Source organism: Saccharothrix carnea, assembly GCF_003014735.1.
Classification (GTDB): domain Bacteria; phylum Actinomycetota; class Actinomycetes; order Mycobacteriales; family Pseudonocardiaceae; genus Actinosynnema; species Actinosynnema carneum.
This window is the reverse complement of the sequence record NZ_PYAX01000014.1, coordinates 69829-89276: the sequence shown is the minus strand read 5'-3', so window position 1 is coordinate 89276 and position 19448 is coordinate 69829. Positions and strand designations below refer to the sequence as shown.

Here is a 19448-nt window from a genome sequence, read left to right as displayed (position 1 = left end):
GGAGCACGGCGAGAGCCCCCGACGACCTCGCCGCGCACGACGAGGCCGCCGGGGGCGGCACGCGCTACTGCTTGCTCACCGACGTCGGCTTCACCACGTAGACGACGCGGTACCGGGCGTCCCACGGCGGGCTGTCCATCCGCACCCCGTAGCGCGCCGCCATCTCGATGAAGAACCGGCCCTGCGAGTCGTCCTCGACCCGCTCGACCACGCCGCGCACCTCGAGGTACCTGGTCGGCCGCTCCGGGTCGTTGATGGACAGCGCGACCTCCGGGTGCACGGCCACGTTCTTGTGCTTCTGGCGGAACGTCGTGCTGGTGAACAGCACGTGCTCGCCGTCCCAGGCGAACCACATCGGGTTGACCTGGGGTTTGCCGTCCGGCCGGATGGTGGCCAGGTGGGTGTACAGCGGCCGTTCCAGGAGGTCGCGGTGGCTGTCCGGGATGACGCTCATGTCTTCACCTTTTGGTCGGGCGGTTCTTCGGTGGTGGGTGATCACGGTCCGGTGGGGACCCTGGTGGTCCTCGTCGTGACCGGTCGGGTTTCGAGGAGGTCGCGGACCCGCAGCAGGCGCAGCGCGAGCTGGATCTCCAGTGCCTGGTCCGGTTTCTGCCAGCCCGGGCCGAGGAGCTCCTTGACCCGGTCGAGCCTGCGCGTGACGGTGTTGGTGTGCACGTGCAGGCGTGCCGCCGCGTAGGTCGGGCTGCCGCCCTCCTCGAAGTACGCCTGCAGGGTCGGCAGCAGGTCGGCCGAGCGCTCCCGGTCGTAGTCGATCACCGGGCCGATGACCTGCTCGATGAACCCCGCCGCGTCGCGGTTGCGGGACATCAGCGCGCCCACGAAGCCCAGGTCGCGCGCCGACGCGGCACCGCCCGCGACGCCGAGCGCGATCACGGTGTCGACGCACCGGACCGCGTCGCGGTAACCGTCGTGGACCGACGCGGCGCCGGTGAGCGGCCCGGCGGCGCCGACCGGCACGGGCGCGCCCACCGCGGACTCCAACGCCGCCGACACCTCGCGCGCGGCGGCGGTCGCGTCACCGCCGGGGAGCAGCAGGACGAGGTGGCCGTCGCGGGAACCGCGCAACCCGCCTACCCGCTGCACGTACGTCCCGGCCCACGCCGTCGCGCGGCACAGCAGCTCGCCCTTCGGCTTCGCGACCAGGATCAGGTAGGGCTTGTCCAGGTTCAAGCCGATGCGGCGCGCGCGCTCGGCGAGCCGGTCCGGTGCGCGCCGCTCGTCGCCGAGGGCCTCGTCGAGCCACCGGTCGCGCGCGTCGCCCGCCGACCCGGCCACCAGCGCGTCCCGCCGCGTGATCAGCACGACCGTGCGGGCCAGCAGGCGGAGCCGACCGCGTTCCCGGTCGGTCAGCTCGGCCGGCCCGCGCAGCACCAACGTGCCGAGGTGCTCGTGCCCCCGGCACAGGGGGACGACCCACGTGCCGCGGTCCACCATGACCGGTTCGGCGGTCCTCAGGCCCGGCACGGCGGCGAGCGCGGTCGTGTCGTCCACGTCGGCGGGTTCACCGGCGGCGCTGCGCAGGTCGCCGTCCGCGTTGTAGACGGCGACGTTCCCGCCCAGCCACCGCGCGCCGGTCGCGGTCGCGGCGTGCAGGTCGTCCTCGGCGAACAGGAGGTCCAGCAGCGCGGTCTGCAGGTCGTGGTGCCGGTGCAGGTCCTCGGTGGTGGCGTCGACCTGGGCCACGCGCGCTTCGAGTTCCGCCGCCCGCGCCTCGGCGGCGAGGCGCAGCCTCGTGGTCTCCATGTAGAGGCCGGCGAGGATGCCCAGCGAGCTGATCAGGGACCGTTCGTCGGCGGTGAAGTGGCGTACCTTGCGGCTGGCCACGTAGAGCTCGCCGCGGTGGTGCCGCGAGCTGTCGCCCAGCGGCACCGCGATCATCGCGCGGAGGTCTTCGGCCCTGGCCATCTCCTCGAACGCCGGGCTCAGCGTGACCCGGTCGTCGGCGAGCAGGTTGTGGGTGGCGAACGGGGCGCCGCTGGCCTCGTCCGCGGCGGCGATGCCGTCCGCGGGCAGCCGGAGGCCGACGCTCAGGCTGGACGTGTGGCCATCGGTGGCGTGCACCCGGCTGTCGCGCCGCTCCTCGTCCAGCAGGGCGATGTAGGCCATGTCCACGCGCAGCAGCTGCCGTGCCCGCCTGGTGATGGCGTGCAGCAGCGCGGCCATCGAGTCGTGCGGCGCCGCCAGTTCCCGGGCCGCGTCGACCAGGGCGGACAGCCCGGCTTCACGGCTGCGCCCGCGTTGGATGTGGACGTGCACGCGCATGGCGCGCCACACCACGGACTTCACGTCGGGCAGCAGGCCCGCGGCCGCGCCGAGCCTGCTGTCGTCGTCCAGCAACGCCTCGAACGCGTCCGTGGGCGCACCGCCGGCCAGCATGTCCAGGAGTTCGGTGACGAGGTCTCCGGCAGCCACTTCCCGGGACGTGAACAAACTTGTCATCAAGACACCGCCCGCATCTGACCGTGAGTCGGGTACCACCTTGCGCACAAGCCGTTCCGGTCGATCAGCCGGCGAGTGGGCGGAGGGCGCGCTCCGCCCACTCGCCGGCCGCTCCGGCACGGCCGATCAGGCCGCCGTCTTCTTGCGCATCGCGTGGGCGAGCAGCGCCAGCACGGAGAAGACGAGCATCGTCGCCACGCCGGGGTAGAGCTCCCCGAGCTGCGTGGCGGGCACGATCACCGCGGTGACGACCGCGAGGCCGAACGCGCCGCCGATCTGCAGCGAGCTGTTGAGCAGGCCCGCCGCCAGGCCCTGGTCCTCGTCACGGATGCCCGCGGTGCCCGCGACCATCAGCGAGGCGAGGGCGAGCGCGAAGCCGAGGCCCCAGATCAGCGCCACCGGCACCAGCACGCCCCACAGGTCCGGCTCCGGGCCGATGCGCAGGAACAGCAGGTAGCACGGGATGAACGAGATCAGGCCGACGAGCGCGACCCGGCTCACCCCGAACTTGTCGATGAGCCAGCCGAGCTTCGGCCCGATGAGCAGGGTGAGCGCGGTGCCGGGCAGGATGACGAACGACATCTGCCACGGCTCCCAGCCGTTCATGTTCTGCAGGTACAGGGCGAGCACGAACTGGAAGCCGAGCGCGCCGCCGTAGAGCAGGAACATGCTGACGTTGGCCAGCACCAGGTTGCGGTTGCGCAGGATGCCCAGCCGGATCAACGGCTCGCGCACCTTGCGCTCGATCACCACGAACGCGGCCAGCAGCAGCGCGGACAGGACGAACCCGCCGATCGTGCGCGCCGAGCCCCACCCGACCTCGGGTGCCTCGACCACGGTGAAGACCAGCAGCAACATGCCCAGCAGCAGGGTCAGCGCGCCGCCGACGTCCAGGCGCACCTTCTCGCTGCGCGCGGGGTCCCGCGGCACGAAGCGCATCGCGCCGAGCATCAGCAGCAGGGCGACCACGGCGGGCAGGACGAACGTGGACCGCCAGTTCAGCGCGGCGAGGAAGCCGCCGATCAACAGGCCCGAGGAGTAGCCGGACGCCTCGAACACGTTGAAGATGCCGAACGCCTTGTTGCGCTGCGGGCCTTCCGGGAACGTCGTGGTCAGCAGCGACATCGCGGCGGGCGCGGTGAAGCCCGCGGCCACGCCCTTGACGAAGCGCGTCAGGATGATCAGCAGCGGGTCGTCGGCGAACGCGCCGATCATCGAGACGACGGCGAACACGGCCATGCCGATCACGAACACCCGCCTGCGGCCGAACAGGTCGGCGCACCGACCGCCCAGCAGCAGGAACGCGCCGAACGCCAGGATGTACGCGCCGGGCACCCACTGCGCGGTCGCCGCGGTCACCCCGAACGCGCGCTGGATCTCCGGGATCGCGACGGCGATCATCGAGTTCTCCAGGCCGTCGAGCGTGATCGCCCCGCTGAAGATGACCAGCAGAATCCATTGTCGCGCGTTCCAGCGCACCCGTTCGTTCCCGGTGTCGGGAGCCGGCGCGGTGTCGTTGCCCCTTTGCTCCTCGTTGGGGGTCAAACTGGTCGACATGTGTTGCCATCCTTCGGCGCAGTGGCCGGAACACGGCAGACATCGCGTCCCGGCGTGATTTTGACCCGATATGACTGATCGAGACGATCTGTTGACCAATGCGGCCGGGTGCGCGGCGGCGGACACGGGCGTGCGTCATGCCGTACTCTCGTCCCACGCACACTACCAGCGTCCGCGATAGTCGTACACGCGGCTTGTTGCACGCGACTTATGATGGCGTATGCAAGTACTCGACCGCAAGGAGGGTCGGTGCCGTGAGGACTGGTGATGACGCCGAGTCGCGCGCCCGGGGTTGGCGCACCCTGGCCGCGCTGCACGCCTGCATCGTGGACGAGCTCGAACGTGCCCTGCAACGGGGGCACAACCTGTCGGTGAGCGAGTACGGCGTGCTCGAAGTGCTCGCACGGCACGACGTCGGCGCAGGTCAGCGGCTTCGGATGAGCGAACTGTCGGAGGCGGTCGTGCTCAGCGGTTCGGCGACCACGCGGCTGGTGAACCGGCTCGAACAGCGCAAGCTGCTGCGCCGGCACCTGAGCGCCGACGACCGGCGCGGCATCTACACCGCCGTCACCGAGGAGGGCAGGCAAGCCCTCGAACGCGCCCGTTCGACGTACGACGAGTCGTTGGCCCGAGCCCTGCGGGACGCCGCCGAGTTGCCGGAACTGGCCCCGCTGGTGGACGCGCTCGCCGCCCTGCAACCCGACCTGAAGCCCGTCTTGGAACCTGCCGCCGAGCGCGCCGCGGAGCTCGTCGAGCCCGCCGGGCGGGGCGTCCCGAGCCCGCCCGAAGCGACATGACAGATCATCGGCCGACTTTTTGAGGACCCCGTTCGACCGTGGGTAACGTCGGTTGCGGCGAGGGGGTCGGCGAACTGCGGCCGGGCTCGGCACAAAAGCCGTCGGTTCCCGAAACCGTGCAATTGGGGCGCGATTCCGGCGTCGTTCATCGGCGAGTAACGCAGCTGTCCACGCCATCCCGAAGGAAGGTAAAGCCATGTCGACCGACGTGTCACCCGAGGCAATGCTGGAAGCCGTGCGGGACATGATCCCCACACTCCGCCAGAACGGTGCCGAGGCCGACCGGAACCGGTGGATCCCGGACGAGAACATCGCCCTGCAGGACAAGGCGGGCGTGTTCCGGATGGGCGTGCCCGCGCGGTTCGGCGGTCTGGCCTACTCCGCGGCCGACATGGTGAAGGTCATCTCCGAGATCAGCCGGGGCTGCGGCGCCACCGGCTGGGTCACGATGGTGTGGGTGCACACCGCGTGGACGGTGCGACTCTTCCCGGACAAGGCCCAGGAGGACGTCTTCGCCGGCGGTTCGGTCCGCGTGTCCGGCACGATCCCGCCCACCGGCAAGATCACCAAGACCGACGGCGGTTACGTGATCAGCGGCAAGTGGAACTTCAACACCGGCGTCCGGGGCGCGGACTGGAACCTGGTCAACGCCCTGCTCGAAGAGCCGGACGGCACCACGAGCACGATGATGACCCTCATCCCGGTCAGCGAGCTGACCATCCTGGACGACTGGGACGTGACCGGCGCGGCGGCGACCGGCAGCACGACCTCCGTCGCGGAGAACGTGTTCGTGCCCGAGCACCGCGTGGTCAAGTACGAAGACGTGCTCGCGGGCACCGTCGAGGGCCGCAGCGACGACGGTTCGGACGGCCGCGCCTACGGCCTGATGAGCCTGGTGATGGCCATCATCTCCGGCATCTTCACCGGCATGGCGCGCGGCGCGTACGAGGAGTTCCTGAACCGCCTGCCCGGGCGCGGCATCACGTACACGCCGTGGTCGGACCAGAGCGAGCACCCGCTGACCCAGATGCAGGTGGCCATCGCCAAGAACAAGATCGACGCGGCGGAGGCGTTCTCGGCGGCCTGGCTCAAGGTGATCCAGGACCGCGCCGACGCCCGCGAGGAGCTCACCACCGACGAGAAGTCGATCGTGCGCGGTCAGACGACGTTCGCCGCGCAGCTGGCCAAGGAGGCGGTGGAGCTGCTGTTCAGCGCCGGTGGCGGCTCGGTGATCCGCAACGACGTGGCGCTCGGCCGCTTCCGCCGCGACATCGAGGCGCTGTCCCTGCACGCGCTGATCCAGTTCAACGCGAACATGGAGCTGCAGGGCCGGGTGCTGCTGGGCAAGGAGCCCGGCACCGCCTACATCTGATCGCGAGCGCGACCACGGAACCGGCGCCCCTGGTGGGGTGCCGGTTTCCGGCGCGTCGCCGGTGCGGTCGGTGCGGACGCAGGAGCACGGGCCGACGCGTCACGTCGGCCCGTGCTGGTCCGCGGCTACTGGGCGGGCGGGAGTTCGCCCGCGGTGAGGGGGAAGCGGAAGTCGCGTGCGGGGTCCACGGCGGCCAGGTCGTCCGTCCAGCCGGACCAGCCGCCGCGGTACGCGGTCTCGGCGAGGGCGAGCACGGCGTGCGCCGCCGACGCCAGGGTGGTGTGCCGGTGCCAGCCGGCGAACGAGCGGCCGGTGAAGTCGCGCAGGCCGACCCGGTCGCCGAACCTGGTGAAGTCGTGGTCGACCCGGTCGATGAACCGGCTGGTGTGCAACAAGGTGGCGATGTCGGCGTTGGGCTGGTTGGACAGCCACAGCTCGGCGGGCCACGACTGGCCGGCCGATCCGACGCCGAGCAGCACGAGGTCTCCCGCGCGCCCCGGCTGGCCGGGCACGCCGACGCGCGTGAGGTCGCCCGCACGGGCGCCGCCCTGGCCTGGTACGCCGACCCGCACGGTGGCCGCCAGCAGGGGCCAGCGGCCGGTCACCGGTTTGCGGGTCTCCCGCGCCATGCCGATGATCTGGCGCGCGGGCAACGGGTCCGTGCCGCGCCGGGACGCGGCCGGGTCGAGCACGGTGAACACCTGGGTGCCGCTGATCCGCAGCAGGAATGGGTTTCCGGGGTGTAATCGCGCGACGACGGCGTGCACGTCCATCCCGCGCGCGTCCATGACCAGCGGCCGGTCCGGGAAGTCCAGCCGCGCGTCCGCGCCCAGGAACGCCTCGACCGCGCACTCGCCCTCGGTCTCCGCGCGCGCCCAGTCCGGGATCGCCGCGCGCCGGCGCCTGCCCGGGTCCTGCACCCACGCCTGCGACAGGTGCAGCCGCCAGTCGACCGGGACGGTGATCTCGTCGGACGCCGCCCACACACCCATCGCCTGCTGCGCGTTGACCGTCTGGCCGAGGTCGGAGCAGAACCGCCGCGCCACGCCGACGGAGTGCTTGCCCGCCTTGGGGATCAGCATCGGCCGCACCACCCAGGCGTCCGGCTCGGCGACCCCGCGGACGTGCTCGGCCAACGCCCTGCGCACCGGCCTCCAGCACCACGTCGAGTCGCTGATGAAGTGGTGCAGGTACTGCTCGGTCGCCTGGCCGCCGACCGCCTGCGCGATGTTGCGGATCGACTTGCGGCCGCTGGCCCGGAGCAAGCCGTCCAGGTACTCGACGCCCTTGCGCCGCTGGTCCTCGCGCACGAACGAGGCGAACAGCGCGGAACCGAGTTCGGCGACGACCAGATCGCGCGAGAAGTCCGGGGTGGTGCGCGCTGCTGAGTTCCTTCCGCCGGGCATGGAGCCTCTCTTCACGTTGGGTCGACTGGGCCTCACCCAACGTGCTCGCCGGACGCGGACCTGCCTAGATCCGGGGACCACCGTCCTGCGCGGCCCGGGGGTGGGCCGACTCCACTCGACCGCGCATAGCCGACGATCCCGCCGGACGGGCCGAAATCGGGCGGTGTTCGGGCCACACGACCGTCCGGCCCGGGCGGTTGCTCCAGCTGGCCGCCATTGGTGCGGAAACCGCAGGTCAGGTGCCCCGAACGGGCAAGCGGGCGGGTCGGTCGGAGTCGGGCGGTTGAGCGGGTCGGGTTCGTCGGCGCCGGGGCGGATGATGAGGGCCGGTTCGTCGGTGCCCAGGCGGGGGAGTGGGCCGGAACGCCGGGTGGCGGGAGGGTGAGCGGCTCGGGTCCGCCGGTGCCGGGCGGGCCTTCTGGTGGTGGACATGACGGAGAATCCGGGGACTTGACGAACTGCCTCCCGCGTCGTTGCCCGTTGTCCGGCTCCGCCTCCACGATCGGCGTATCGACGAAGTGGTGTTCATCCGCGAACTGAGCCGCACGACCGCGCTCACCGCACACCCTCCCGGTCGTGCCCGGTCCCTTCGTGATTGGAGTGTCAGTGGACAACGCCGTGCGCGAGAGCCCACCGAGGATCGCGCTGCAGCAACCGGATTGGGACGATCACGAACTCGTGCGCCGGGTGCGGGCCACCTTGACCTCCCGGCCCGGCCTGGTCACCTCCGACGAGGTCGGACAGCTGCGCACCACGCTCGCGATGGTGGCCGCGGGCGGTGCGCACGTCGTGCAGGCAGGTGACTGCGCCGAGGACTTCGCCGAGTGCGAGGCGGGTTACGTCGCCCGCAAGGCCGGTCTGCTCGACCTGTTGGCGGGTGTCATGAAGATGGCCACCCACCTGCCGGTGGTGCGGATCGGCCGGATCGCGGGCCAGTTCGCCAAACCCAGGTCCAGCCCCACCGAGGTGGTCGGCAACGTGGAGCTGCGCTCGTTCCTGGGGCACATGGTGAACAGCCCCGAACCCGACGCCGAGGGCCGCAGGCCCGACCCGAACCGGATGCTCGCCGGGTACGACGCGGCCCGCACCGTCACCTCGCTGCTCGGCTGGGGCGGCGGCGGCTTCCGGCTCATCGACCCTCCCATGTGGACCAGCCACGAAGCGCTGCTGCTGGACTACGAGATCCCGATGCTGCGCCGCGACCGCACCGGACGGATGTTCCTGTCCTCGACCCACCTGCCGTGGATCGGCGACCGCACCCGTCAACTGGACGGCGCGCACGTCGACCTGCTGGCCGGGGTGGCGAACCCGATCGCCTGCAAGGTCGGCCCGACGATGACCGCGGCCGAGCTGCTGGCGCTGGCCGAACGGCTCGACCCGCACCGCGAGCCCGGCAGGCTGACCCTGATCTCCCGGATGGGGTCGGACCTCGTCGCCGAACGCCTGCCCTCCCTGGTCGCCGCGGTGCGCGCAGCCGGGCACCCGGTGATCTGGCTGTGCGACCCGATGCACGGCAACACCGTGCGCACCCCGGACGGCCTCAAGACCCGGTACGTGGAGACCGTCGTCGCCGAGATCGAGCGCTTCCAGCACGCGCTGCGGGCCGAGGGCGGCGTCGCGGGCGGGCTGCACCTGGAGACCACACCGGACGACGTCACGGAGTGCGCGTACGACGAGTCCGGCGCCGCCCGCGTCGGCGACAAGTACACGACCTACTGCGATCCCCGGCTCAACCCCGACCAGGCGGTCGCCGCCGTGGCGGCCTGGGCGGGCTGACCGGGCACGCACCAAGCCCGGCACCGCGCACCGCGGTCAGCTGACCGCGGCCGCATTCACCACGGCCGGCTGACCGGCACCGCGCGCCGGCCGCGGCTGACCGACCCCGGCCGCGGCCGGCTGATCCGAGCGCGGCGCACCGGCTGCGACCGGTTGACCGGGCGCCGCCCGCCCGCCGTCCACGACCCGACGCGGGCGACGCCGCGCTCGTCATCCCATTCCCGACGGAGGACCACGATGACAGGCATCCCCCCGATCGACCCCTACCCGCTGCCGACGTCGGACGACCTGCCCGCGAACACCGCGACGTGGACCGCGGACCCGCGCCGGGCGGTCGTGCTGATCCACGACATGCAGCGGTACTTCGTCCGGCCGTTCCCCGACTCCCTGCGGGACCGCATCATCGGCAACATCGCGGCGTTGCGGGAGGCGTGCGCGGCGCGGGGTGCGCGGATCGCCTACACCGCGCAGCCGGGCGGCATGACCGAGCAGGACCGCGGTCTGCTGCGCGACTTCTGGGGCCCGGGGATGCGGGTCGACCCGGGCGACCGCGAGGTGGTCGACGAGCTCGCGCCCGCCGAGGGCGACTGGGTGTTCACCAAGTGGCGCTACAGCGCGTTCTTCCGCTCCGACCTGTTGGCGCGGATGCGTGCCGACGACCGCGACCAGCTGATCGTGTGCGGCGTGTACGCGCACGTCGGCGTGCTGGTGACGGCGTTGGAGGCCTACACCAACGACATCCGCACGTTCGTGGTCGCCGACGCGATCGGCGACTTCACCGCCGACTACCACCGGCTGGCCGTGGAGTACGCGGCCCAGCGGTGCGCCGTGGTCGCCACGACGGACACCATCCTGGCCCAGGTGGGCGCGGGCGACCGGCAGCGGGTGGCGCTGTGACCGGGGACCTGCTGGACCGGGTGCTGGCCGGGCCGGACCGGCCGTTCGCGCTGCTGCACCGGACCGAATCCGGTCGGGCCGTGGTGGACGTGCTGGTCGGCGACGTGACGACGCCGGACGTGCTGGCGGACATCGCGCTGCCGACCGGGCCGGTGGCCGAGGCGAGGCACGACGTGCTGGCGGTGGTGCCGTTCCGGCAGATCCGCGAGCGCGGCTACGTGCACCGCGACGACGGCGAGCCGCTGCTCGCGCTCACCGTCGCCGACCAGGCCGTGCTGCCGCTGGACGACGTGCTGAGCCGGCTGCCGGACGTGCCGCTGGAACTGGCCCGCGGCCGGTTCGACACCGACGACGACAGCTACGCCGAGATCGTGCGCCGGGTGCTGGCGGACGAGATCGGCGAGGGCGAGGGTGCGAACTTCGTCATCCGCCGCGCGTACGTCGCCGACATCGTGGACTACTCGCCGCGGTCGGCGCTGTCGTTGTTCCGCAGGCTGCTCCTGGACGAGACCGGTGCCTACTGGACGTTCGTGGTGCACACCGGCGACCGGACGTTCGTCGGCGCGACCCCGGAACGGCACATCAGCGTCACGGGCGGCACGGCGGTGATGAACCCGATCAGCGGCACGTACCGCTACCCGCCGACCGGGCCCGCGCTGCGGGGCGTGCTGGACTTCCTGGCCGACAACAAGGAGTCCGACGAGCTCTACATGGTGCTGGACGAGGAACTGAAGATGATGGGCCGCATCTGCCCGGACGGCGGCCGCGTCCACGGGCCGTACCTGCGGGAGATGGCCAGGCTCGCGCACACCGAGTACTTCATCGCGGGCCGCACCGACCGGGACCCGCGCGACATCCTGCGCGAGACGATGTTCGCGCCGACCGTCACCGGCAGCCCGTTGGAGAGCGCCTGCAAGGTGATCAGCCGGCACGAGCCGGACGGCCGGGCGTACTACAGCGGTGTGGTCGCGCTGATCGGCCGCGAGCCGGACGGCAGCCACTCCCTGGACTCGTCCATCCTGATCCGCACGGCCGCGATCGACGGTGGCGGCACGGTCCGCGTCGACGTGGGCGCGACGCTGGTCCGGCACTCCGACCCGCTGGCGGAGGTCGCCGAGACCAGGGCCAAGGCGGCGGGCCTGCTGGCCGCGCTGGGGTCGGACCCGAGCCCGCGTTCGGACGGACGGGTCGGGTTCGCCGAGCACCCGGAGGTCCGGGATGCGTTGCGTGCGCGCAACGTCGACATCGCGGGGTTCTGGTTGTCGGAGAACGGGTCGCGTGCTGCGGCGGACCCGGCGTTGGCGGGTCTGCGGGTGCTGATCGTGGACGCCGAGGACACGTTCACCTCGATGCTGGCGCACCAGCTGCGGTCGTTGGGGCTGGAGGTGGTGATCCGCCGGTTCGACGAGCCGTACGACGTGGGTGATGCCGACCTCGTGCTGATGGGTCCGGGGCCGGGTGACCCGCGCGAGAGCGGTCACCCGAAGATCGCGCACCTGCAGTCCACCGTGGACCGGCTGTTGGCGGAACGCGTGCCGTTCCTGGCGGTGTGCCTGAGCCACCAGGTGCTCAGCTCGCGGCTGGGGCTGCCGCTGGTCCGCCGGGACGTGCCGAACCAGGGTGTGCAGCTCGGGATCGACCTGTTCGGCACGCCGCGGCGGGTGGGTTTCTACAACACGTTCGCGGCGAGCAGCGAGTCGGACGTCCTGCACCACCCGCGGGTCGGTGCGGTGGAGATCAGCCGTGACCCGGCGACCGGCCAGGTGCACGCCTTGCGGGGCTCGCACTTCGCGTCCATCCAGTTCCACGCGGAGTCGGTGCTGACGCAGGACGGCCCGGCCATCATCGGCTCGCTGCTGACCGGGCTGACCGGGGTGCTGCCCCGGCCGCGGGGCTGGGTCGGCCAGGTCGGGGTGGAGGCGCTGACGGCCGGTGGCACACGCCTCGGAACGCGACCCACCGGCCCGCTGGCCACGGGTCCTCGGCCGACCGGCCCGTTGGCGGGCGGCACCCAGGTACCCAGGGCCCAGGCGGGACCGCAGGCAGCAGGGCCTACGCCCAGGGCGCAGACGCCCGGGCCTCAACCGTCCGGGACGTGGGCGATGGGTGGGTCGGGGCTGTCCTCGAATGTCGAGGCGAGTCCGTGGCAGGGGCTTCGGCGTTGGCCGCAGCCGCCGGTGTGACCGTCGGTGGTCCGCGGGTGCGGCGGGTGGCGGTGTGCACCGGCCACCCGCTCCACCGCGGCGCCGCGCGTCGAGCCCGGTCAGCTGTTGACGGCCCGCGACTCCGGTTGGGTGCTCAGCGCCGCGCGGACGCGCAGCAGGCGCAGCGCGAGCTGGATCTCCAGCGCCTGCGCGGGTTTCTGCCAGTCCGGGCCGAGCAGGTCCTTGATCCGGTCGAGCCGGCGGGTGACGGTGTTGGTGTGCACGTGCAGCCGTTCGGCGGCGTAGGTGGGGCTGCCGCCCGCGTCGAAGTACGCCTGGAGCGTGGGCACCAGGTCGGTGAACCGCTCCCGGTCGTACTCGAGCACCGGCCCGATGGCCGACTCGATGAAACCAGCCACGTCGTGGTCGGCCGACACCAGCGCGCCGACGAACCCGAGTTCCCGCGCGGACCCCGCGCCGCCCTCCACGCCGAGCGCCGTCACCGCGTCGAGGCAGCGCATCGCCTCGCGGTAGCCCAGTTGCACGGACTCCGCGCCGGTCAGCGGACCCGCCGCACCGGTCGAGACCGGTTTGCCCAGGTCGGACGCCATGGCGGCGGCCACGTCCCTGGCCACGGCACCCGCGTCGCCACCGGGCAGGAGCATGATCAGGTGGCCGTTGCGGCAACTGCGCAGCCCGCCCATCCGCCGCGCGTACGCCGACCCCCACGCGTTGGTCCGGCTCTGGATGCTGCTCTCCGGCCGGGCGACCACCATCAGGTACGGCCGCGACAGGTCGAGCCCGATCCGGCGGGCGCGTTCGGCGAGCAGGCGCGGCACCCGGCGCTCGTCGCTGAGCGCGTCGTCGAGCAGCCGGTCGCGCACCTCGCCGTCGTGGCCGGAGGTGAGCTTGTCCCGCCGGACGAGCAAAGCGGCCGTCTGCGCATACAGCCGCAGATGCTTGCGCGCGCTCGCGGACAGGTCGCCGGGCGCGCACAGGACCAGCGCGCCGATGTAGTCCTTCGCGGCGCACAGCGGCGCCACCCACCGCCCACCTCCCGCCGACGCGGGGTCCGCGGTGAGCATCTCCACGGCGATGGCCAGCGCGGCGGTGTCGTCACCGTCGTCCTGGCCGTCCCCCGCGGTGACCAGCACGTCGCCGCCCGCGGTGTAGACGCTCACCCGGCCGCCGAACGACGCCGCGGCGCGGTCGGCCAGGGTGCGCAGGTCGCCGCCGGAGACCAGCAGGTCGACCAGCGAGGTCTGCAGGTCGCACTGCTCGCGGAACCGGTCGGCGGTCCGCGACACCTGGGCCAGGCGCGCTTCCAGCTCGGCGGCACGCGCCTCGGCGGCGAGGCGGAGGTGGGTGGTCTCCAGGTAGATGGCGGCGAGGATGCCGAGCGAGCCGACCAGGGACCGCTCGTCGGCGGTGAAGTGGTGCACCTTGCGGCTCGCCACGTACAGCCTGCCGCGGGGCGCGCGACCGTTCGAGTGGTCGCCGTGGCCCAGCGGCACGGCGATCATCGCGTGCAGCCCTTCGACCCGGACCATCTCCTCGAACGCCGGGTGCAGCCCGACCTGGTCGTCGGCCAGCAGGTCGTGCGTGGCGAACGGGGCGGTGGTGGCCGGGCCCGCGGTGGTGATGCCGTCGTCGGCGGGCAGCCGCAGGCCGATGCTCAGCCCGGACGTGTGGCCGTCCGCCGCACGCACCTGGACGTGGTCGTGCTCCTCGTCGGCGATGGTGATGTAGGCCATGTCCATGCTCAGCAGGTGCCGCGCGCGCCGGGCGATGGCGTGCAGCAGGCCGCCCACCGAGTCGTAGGGCAGCGCCAGGTCGCGCGCGGCGTCGATGAGCGCGGTGAGCCCCGCCTCCCGGACGCGGCCGCGTTGGATCTGCGTGTGCACGCGCATGGCCCGCCACACGGCGGCCTTCACGTCGGTGGTCGCCACCCCGGTGACGCCGAACCTCCGGGCGTCGTCCAGGAAGTCCTCGAACGCGTCCGCCGGCGCCCCGCTGGCCAGCAATTCGAGTAACTCGTCCAGGCCGCCGCTCACGGTCAGCTGCGGAGGCACAAAAGTCTCCACGGTCAGGACACCCCCAAGTCAAGTACACTGCCGTCACCCGATCGAACCACTACATTCGTCGGTTAATCACGTTGGGTAGACGGTCGAGCCGGTCACTGTTCAGCGTATCGACATCGACCGCCGAAGGGGCTTCGGACGTTGGGCGGGCGAAGTGCGGGAATGAGGAACTCCGACTACTCGCCATTAAATTTTCGGGGTGGACACCGAATAGACCGATCGGGTGGTCGGCGCTCGTTCCCGAGGGGTGCGGCCGTGGCGTGAGCAGCATCAGGACCGCCGGATCGGACGTATCGGCGGCCCGGCTCACGAGCACCGCCGCGGCTCCGGCAGCGCAGGTCCAGGCTGCCACCGACGCGGCGGAGTCCGTGCGTGAAACCGAAGTTGCCCCGATCGGGCAAGCCGAGGTGGTCGACGGCATAACCGTCGCGGAACCGCCGATCGTGTGCAATGAGCCGGCCACGAGTTGTCGCCCGGTGATTTGCCGACCGCGACCACGGGTCGCTTTCCACGCCGTCGGGAATGACTCCGGTGAAGGAGGGTGGCGGCATGGATTGTCGTGCTTTCCGGCACCACCCGCGGCGGCGGGCGGAAATGCGGTTCCGTGCGCGTCGGATTCACGAGTGGCGGGTGGGAGCACGCCCGGGGAGGCGGCAGCCGGGAGGCGTCACGCGGGCCGGTCGCCGGGTGGGCGTCGCACCGGCCACGGCTCGCCGTTTCCCGCTACTATGGCCACAAGCACTCTACCAGCACGTGCAATAGTTGCACACGGCGTATAAAGGGTACGGTGCCGAGGTTGCCGTGCGGAAGCAGCGGGCCGCAGGGAGGGATGTCACCGTGACGAACGCCGACGACGCCGTCGAGACCCGGGCGCAGGGCTGGCGGACCCTGGCCGCGCTGCACGCGCGCATCGAGGACGTGCTGGAGCGCGCGCTCCAGCAGGGTCATGACCTGTCCGTGAGCGAGTACAGCCTGCTGGACGTGCTGTCCCGGCAGCCGTCACCGCGCCAGCTGCTGCGGATGAACCAGGTGGCCAAGGCCGTGGTGCTGAGCCAGTCGGCGACCACCCGGCTGGTGACCCGGCTGGAGCGGCGCGGCCTGCTCCAGCGGTCCCTGTGCGAGGACGACCGCCGCGGCATCTACACCGAGGTCACGGAGGCCGGCCGCGCGGCGCTGGAACGCGCCCGCTCGACCCACGACGAGACGCTCGCCCAGGCGTTGCGGGAAGCGGCGGAGCTGCCCGAGTTGGCGCCGCTGGTCGACGCGCTCGCCGCCCTGCCCTACGCCGGGGCGTCCCGCTAGCGATCCCTCTCCCGAAGCCGCCGACGCGCACCTGACGCGAGTCGGCGGCTTCGTGCCGCCTTCGGTCTTCCTGCTGGCACAACGAAGTTCACGCCACCGCCGACATGACAGATTGTCCCGCGGCGTGTGGGAAGTCCACTCCGCGCACGGCTAGCGTCGGTGACGAACTGGAGAACAGCGCGACCCGCCGACGAACGCTCCGATGAGCACCAGGCCCTCGGTTTTCGAGCCTCGCAGTCGGCCAGTGATGCGATGTGGAGACCAGCATGCGGCTTACGCAAACGGTGGCAGAAGTGATGCGGCGCTACGCGGACCGGCCCGCCCTGGGTGAACGCGCGAAGGAGATCACTCAGGACCCCGACACCGGCCGCGCCTCGCTTCGGCTGCTGCCGTCGTACGAGACGACCACCTTCGACCAGTTGTGGCGGCGCGTCCGCGCGGTGGCGAACGAGTGGCACCGCAACACCGCCCACGCCACCGCACCGGGTGACCGCGTCGCCCTGCTCGGGTTCGCCGGCCGCGACTACACGACGGTCGACCTGGCGTGCGTCTGCCTCGGCGCGATCACCATCCCGCTGCAGACCAGCGCACCGATCACGCAGCTCAAGGAGATCCTGGCGGAGACCGAGCCCACCGTCGTGGCCGCCTCCGTCGAACGGGCGGACGCCGCGGCCGAGCTCGTCCTGGCCACCCCGTCCGTCCGCCGCCTGGTGGTCTTCGACTACCACGCCGAAGTGGACGACCAGCGGGACAGGTTCACCGCCGTGCACAAGCGCCTGGCCGACCGCGGTGTCTCCGTCGAGTCCTTGTCGGACGTCCTCGACCGGGGCGCGGGGTTGCCGGAGGCGCCGCTGTTCACGCCCGAGGACGGCGACGACCCGATGACCATGCTCGTCTACACGTCGGGCAGCACCGGCACCCCGAAGGGCGCGATCTACACCGAACGCCTGGTGGGCGCGATGTTCGGCGGCGGTGGCTGGGCGGACCTGTTCTCCGAGCAGCAGGCGATCACGTTCCACTACATGCCGATGAGCCACGTGGCCGGGCACTCCTCGGTGAAGAACACGTTGGCGCGCGGCGGGATCAGCTACTTCACCGCGAGCAGCGACCTGTCCACGTTCTTCGAGGACATCGCGCTCGCCCGGCCCACCGAGCTGTCGCTGGTGCCCAGGGTGTGCGAGATGTTGTTCCAGTACCACCGCAGCGAGGTCGACCGGCGTGCCGTCGGCGACGTCGACCGCGCGGCGCTGGAGGAAGAGGTCAAGAAGCACATCCGCGAGAACGTCCTCGGTGGCCGCATCGGCTGGGCCAGCTGCGGTTCCGCGCCGCTCTCGGCCGAGCTGCGCGCGTTCGTGGAGTCGTTGCTGGACCTGGAACTGCACATCCTCTACGGCACCACGGAGGTCGCGGGCGTCTCGGTGGACGGCTCCATGCTGCGCCCGCCGGTGATCGACTACAAGATCGTGGACGTGCCCGAGCTGGGCTACTACCGGACCGACGTGCCGCACCCCAGGGGCGAGCTGCTGCTCAAGACCGACTCCGCGATCCCGGGCTACTACAAGCAGCCCGAGCTGTCGGCGACGATCTTCGACGAGGACGGCTACTACAAGACCGGTGACATCGTCGCCGAGGTCGCGCCGGACCGGCTGGAGATCCTGGACCGCCGCAACAGCGTGCTGAAGCTGTCCCAGGGCGAGTTCGTGGCCACGCCGAGCCTGGAGGCCACGTTCGGCACCAGCCCGTTGGTGCGGCAGATCTTCCTGTACGGCAACAGCGAGCGGTCGTACCTGCTGGCCGTGGTCGTGCCCACGCCCGCCGTGCTGGACAAGTTCGCCGGGCAGCCGGGCGAGATCAAGCAGCGGCTGACCGAGTCGTTCCAGGAGATCGCCCGGGAAGCGGGGCTGAACTCCTACGAGATCCCGCGCGACTTCCTGATCGAGGGCGAGCCGTTCAGCCAGGCGAACGGCCTGCTGTCCGACCACCGCAAGCTGCTGCGGCCGCAACTGCTGGCCCGGTACCGCGACGAGTTGGAGGCGCTGTACGCCGACATCGCGCAGCGGGAGTCCGAAGAGCTGCTCGAAGTCCGCCGCACGGGCGCGGACCGGCCCGTGCTGGAGACCGTGCAGCGGGCCGTGCGGGCGCTGCTGGCGGGCTCCATGGCCGACGTCAGCCCGGGCGCGCGGTTCCGCGACCTGGGCGGCGACTCGCTGTCCGCGGTGTCGTACTCGAACCTGCTGCACGACATCTTCGGCGTGCGCGTGCCGGTGGACGTGCTCATCAGCCCGGCGAACGACCTGCGGCAGGTCGCGGCTTACATCGAGGGCAAGCGGGCCGCCGGGTCGGACCGGCCGACGTTCGAGTCGGTGCACGGCGACGCGCGCACCGAGGTCCGTGCCGCCGACCTCACCCTGGACAAGTTCCTCGACGCACGCACCATCGCCGATGCCAAGGCGCTCCCGCGCGCGACCGGGGCGCCGCGGACCGTCCTGCTCACCGGCGCGAGCGGCTACCTGGGCCGATTCGTGGCCCTGGAGTGGCTGGAACGGCTGGCGCCGTCCGGCGGGAAGCTGATCTGCGTGGTCCGCGGCAAGGACGACGAAGCCGCCGCGAAACGGCTCGACGAGGCGTTCGCGGGCGGTGACTCGGACCTGGTCGCCCGGGTGGCGGAGCTGACCGGGAGCCTGGAGGTGCTGGCGGGCGACATCGCCGAACCCCGGCTCGGCCTGTCCGAGCCGACGTGGGCGCGACTGTCCACAGAGGTCGACCAGATCGTGCACGTCGGCGCGCTGGTCAACCACGTGCTGCCGTACAACCACCTGTTCGAGGCCAACGTGGTGGGCACCGCCGAGCTGATCCGCCTCGGGCTCACCGGCCGGGTCAAGCCGTTCACCTACCTGTCCAGCGTCGCCGTCTCGACCTCGCGCCACCCCGCGCTGGACGAGGACTCCGACGTGCGCCAGGCCTTGGCCGCGCAACCGATCCACGAGGGCTACGCGGGCGGGTACGCCACCAGCAAGTGGGCGGGCGAGGTGCTGCTGCGGGAGGCGCACGACCTGTGCGGCCTGCCGGTCACCGTGTTCCGCTCGAACATGATCCTCGCGCACAGCCGGTACGGCGGGCAGCTGAACATCCCGGACGTGTTCACCCGCCTGCTGTTCAGCGTCATCGCGACCGGCATCGCGCCGCGCTCGTTCTACACCGGCGACGCGTCGGCGGCGCACTACGACGGCCTGCCGGTCGACTTCACCGCCGCCGCCGTGGCGGAACTGGGCGGGGGTGCCGCCGGGTTCCGCACGTTCAGCCTGGTGAACCCGCACGACGACGGCGTCTCGCTGGACACGTTCGTCGACTGGCTCAGCGCGGCCGGCCACCGGATCGAGCGGGTGGACGACTACGCGGACTGGCTGGCCCGGTTCGAAACGGCGATGCGCGCGCTGCCCGAGGCGCAGCGGCAGTACTCGGCGCTGCCGCTGCTGCACCGGTTCGAACACCCCGAGCCGGTCGTGCGCGGCTCGGAGATCCCGTCCGAGCGGTTCCGCGAAGCGATCCGCGCCGCCGGTGCCACCGGTTCCGCCATGACCGGCGACATACCGCAGCTGTCCGAGTCCTTCATCCGCAAGTACGCCGCCGACCTCAAGCCCCTGTTGTCCGTCTAG

The 19448-nt window shown here is 71.8% G+C and carries 11 protein-coding genes and 1 pseudogene; 7 read left to right on the top strand and 5 right to left on the bottom strand.

Going from position 1 to position 19448, the window contains the following annotated elements:
• Positions 1–64: 64 nt before the first annotated feature.
• The 3 genes from B0I31_RS32120 to B0I31_RS32110 all read right to left on the bottom strand — a co-directional run bounded on the left by B0I31_RS32120 (position 65) and on the right by B0I31_RS32110 (position 4017).
• The gene (locus tag B0I31_RS32120) at positions 65–454 is read right to left on the bottom strand and encodes a PPOX class F420-dependent oxidoreductase (RefSeq protein ID WP_073891205.1); all 390 of its coding nucleotides are present in this window, start codon (positions 452–454) and stop codon (positions 65–67) included.
• Between the two features lie 41 nt (positions 455–495).
• A complete protein-coding gene (locus B0I31_RS32115; protein WP_106619148.1) occupies positions 496–2460 on the bottom strand; it encodes a helix-turn-helix domain-containing protein in 1965 nt (654 codons plus the stop codon).
• Positions 2461–2586: 126 nt separating this feature from the next.
• A complete protein-coding gene (locus tag B0I31_RS32110; protein ID WP_106619147.1) occupies positions 2587–4017 on the bottom strand; it encodes an MFS transporter in 1431 nt (476 codons plus the stop codon).
• Between the two features lie 254 nt (positions 4018–4271).
• On the opposite strand from B0I31_RS32110, the pseudogene B0I31_RS32105 reads away from it, so the two are divergent.
• Positions 4272–4712 (top strand): annotated as a pseudogene (locus tag B0I31_RS32105) (MarR family winged helix-turn-helix transcriptional regulator); the annotation flags it as partial.
• A 298-nt stretch (positions 4713–5010) separates the two neighbouring features.
• Entirely contained in the window at positions 5011–6186 is a 1176-nt protein-coding gene (locus B0I31_RS32100) for an acyl-CoA dehydrogenase family protein (protein WP_106619145.1), read from the top strand.
• A gap of 125 nt (positions 6187–6311) precedes the next feature.
• On the opposite strand, the gene B0I31_RS32095 is transcribed toward B0I31_RS32100, so the two are convergent.
• Positions 6312–7592 carry an IS701 family transposase gene (locus tag B0I31_RS32095; protein WP_245950590.1) on the bottom strand — a complete coding sequence of 427 codons (1281 nt, stop codon included), beginning with the start codon at positions 7590–7592 and terminating at the stop codon, positions 6312–6314.
• Between the two features lie 606 nt (positions 7593–8198).
• Here B0I31_RS32095 and B0I31_RS32090 point away from each other — a divergent pair.
• From B0I31_RS32090 to B0I31_RS32075, 3 genes are all read left to right on the top strand, one after another.
• Positions 8199–9368 (top strand): 3-deoxy-7-phosphoheptulonate synthase, encoded by a 1170-nt coding sequence (locus tag B0I31_RS32090; RefSeq protein WP_106619144.1) that lies wholly within the window; start codon positions 8199–8201, stop codon positions 9366–9368.
• 237 nt (positions 9369–9605) lie between these two features.
• Entirely contained in the window at positions 9606–10265 is a 660-nt protein-coding gene (locus tag B0I31_RS32080) for an isochorismatase family protein (RefSeq protein WP_106619142.1), read from the top strand.
• Positions 10262–12448, top strand: coding sequence for an anthranilate synthase family protein (locus B0I31_RS32075; protein WP_106619141.1), 2187 nt, complete (start codon positions 10262–10264; stop codon positions 12446–12448). The genes B0I31_RS32080 and B0I31_RS32075 overlap by 4 nt, the downstream gene beginning before the upstream one ends.
• Positions 12449–12528: 80 nt before the next feature.
• Here the strand turns inward: B0I31_RS32075 and B0I31_RS32070 are convergent, their stop codons facing one another.
• Positions 12529–14493, bottom strand: a complete 1965-nt coding sequence (locus B0I31_RS32070) for a helix-turn-helix domain-containing protein (protein WP_146174029.1) — start codon at positions 14491–14493, stop codon at positions 12529–12531.
• Between the two features lie 834 nt (positions 14494–15327).
• On the opposite strand from B0I31_RS32070, the gene B0I31_RS32065 reads away from it, so the two are divergent.
• Entirely contained in the window at positions 15328–15792 is a 465-nt protein-coding gene (locus tag B0I31_RS32065) for a MarR family winged helix-turn-helix transcriptional regulator (protein ID WP_106619139.1), read from the top strand.
• Positions 15793–16058: 266 nt separating this feature from the next.
• The gene (car, locus tag B0I31_RS32060; protein ID WP_219910894.1) at positions 16059–19448 is read left to right on the top strand and encodes a carboxylic acid reductase; all 3390 of its coding nucleotides are present in this window, start codon (positions 16059–16061) and stop codon (positions 19446–19448) included.

Excerpts from the sequence above, each read along its gene's own strand:
- B0I31_RS32120 (WP_073891205.1), bottom strand. The coding sequence starts at position 454 with ATGAGCGTCATCCCGGACAGCCACCGCGACCTCCTGGAACGGCCGCTG.
- B0I31_RS32115 (WP_106619148.1), bottom strand. The coding sequence starts at position 2,460 with ATGACAAGTTTGTTCACGTCCCGGGAAGTGGCTGCCGGAGACCTCGTC.
- B0I31_RS32110 (WP_106619147.1), bottom strand. The coding sequence starts at position 4,017 with ATGTCGACCAGTTTGACCCCCAACGAGGAGCAAAGGGGCAACGACACC.
- B0I31_RS32100 (WP_106619145.1), top strand. The coding sequence starts at position 5,011 with ATGTCGACCGACGTGTCACCCGAGGCAATGCTGGAAGCCGTGCGGGAC.
- B0I31_RS32095 (WP_245950590.1), bottom strand. The coding sequence starts at position 7,592 with ATGCCCGGCGGAAGGAACTCAGCAGCGCGCACCACCCCGGACTTCTCG.
- B0I31_RS32080 (WP_106619142.1), top strand. The coding sequence starts at position 9,606 with ATGACAGGCATCCCCCCGATCGACCCCTACCCGCTGCCGACGTCGGAC.
- car (WP_219910894.1), top strand. The coding sequence starts at position 16,059 with ATGCGGCTTACGCAAACGGTGGCAGAAGTGATGCGGCGCTACGCGGAC.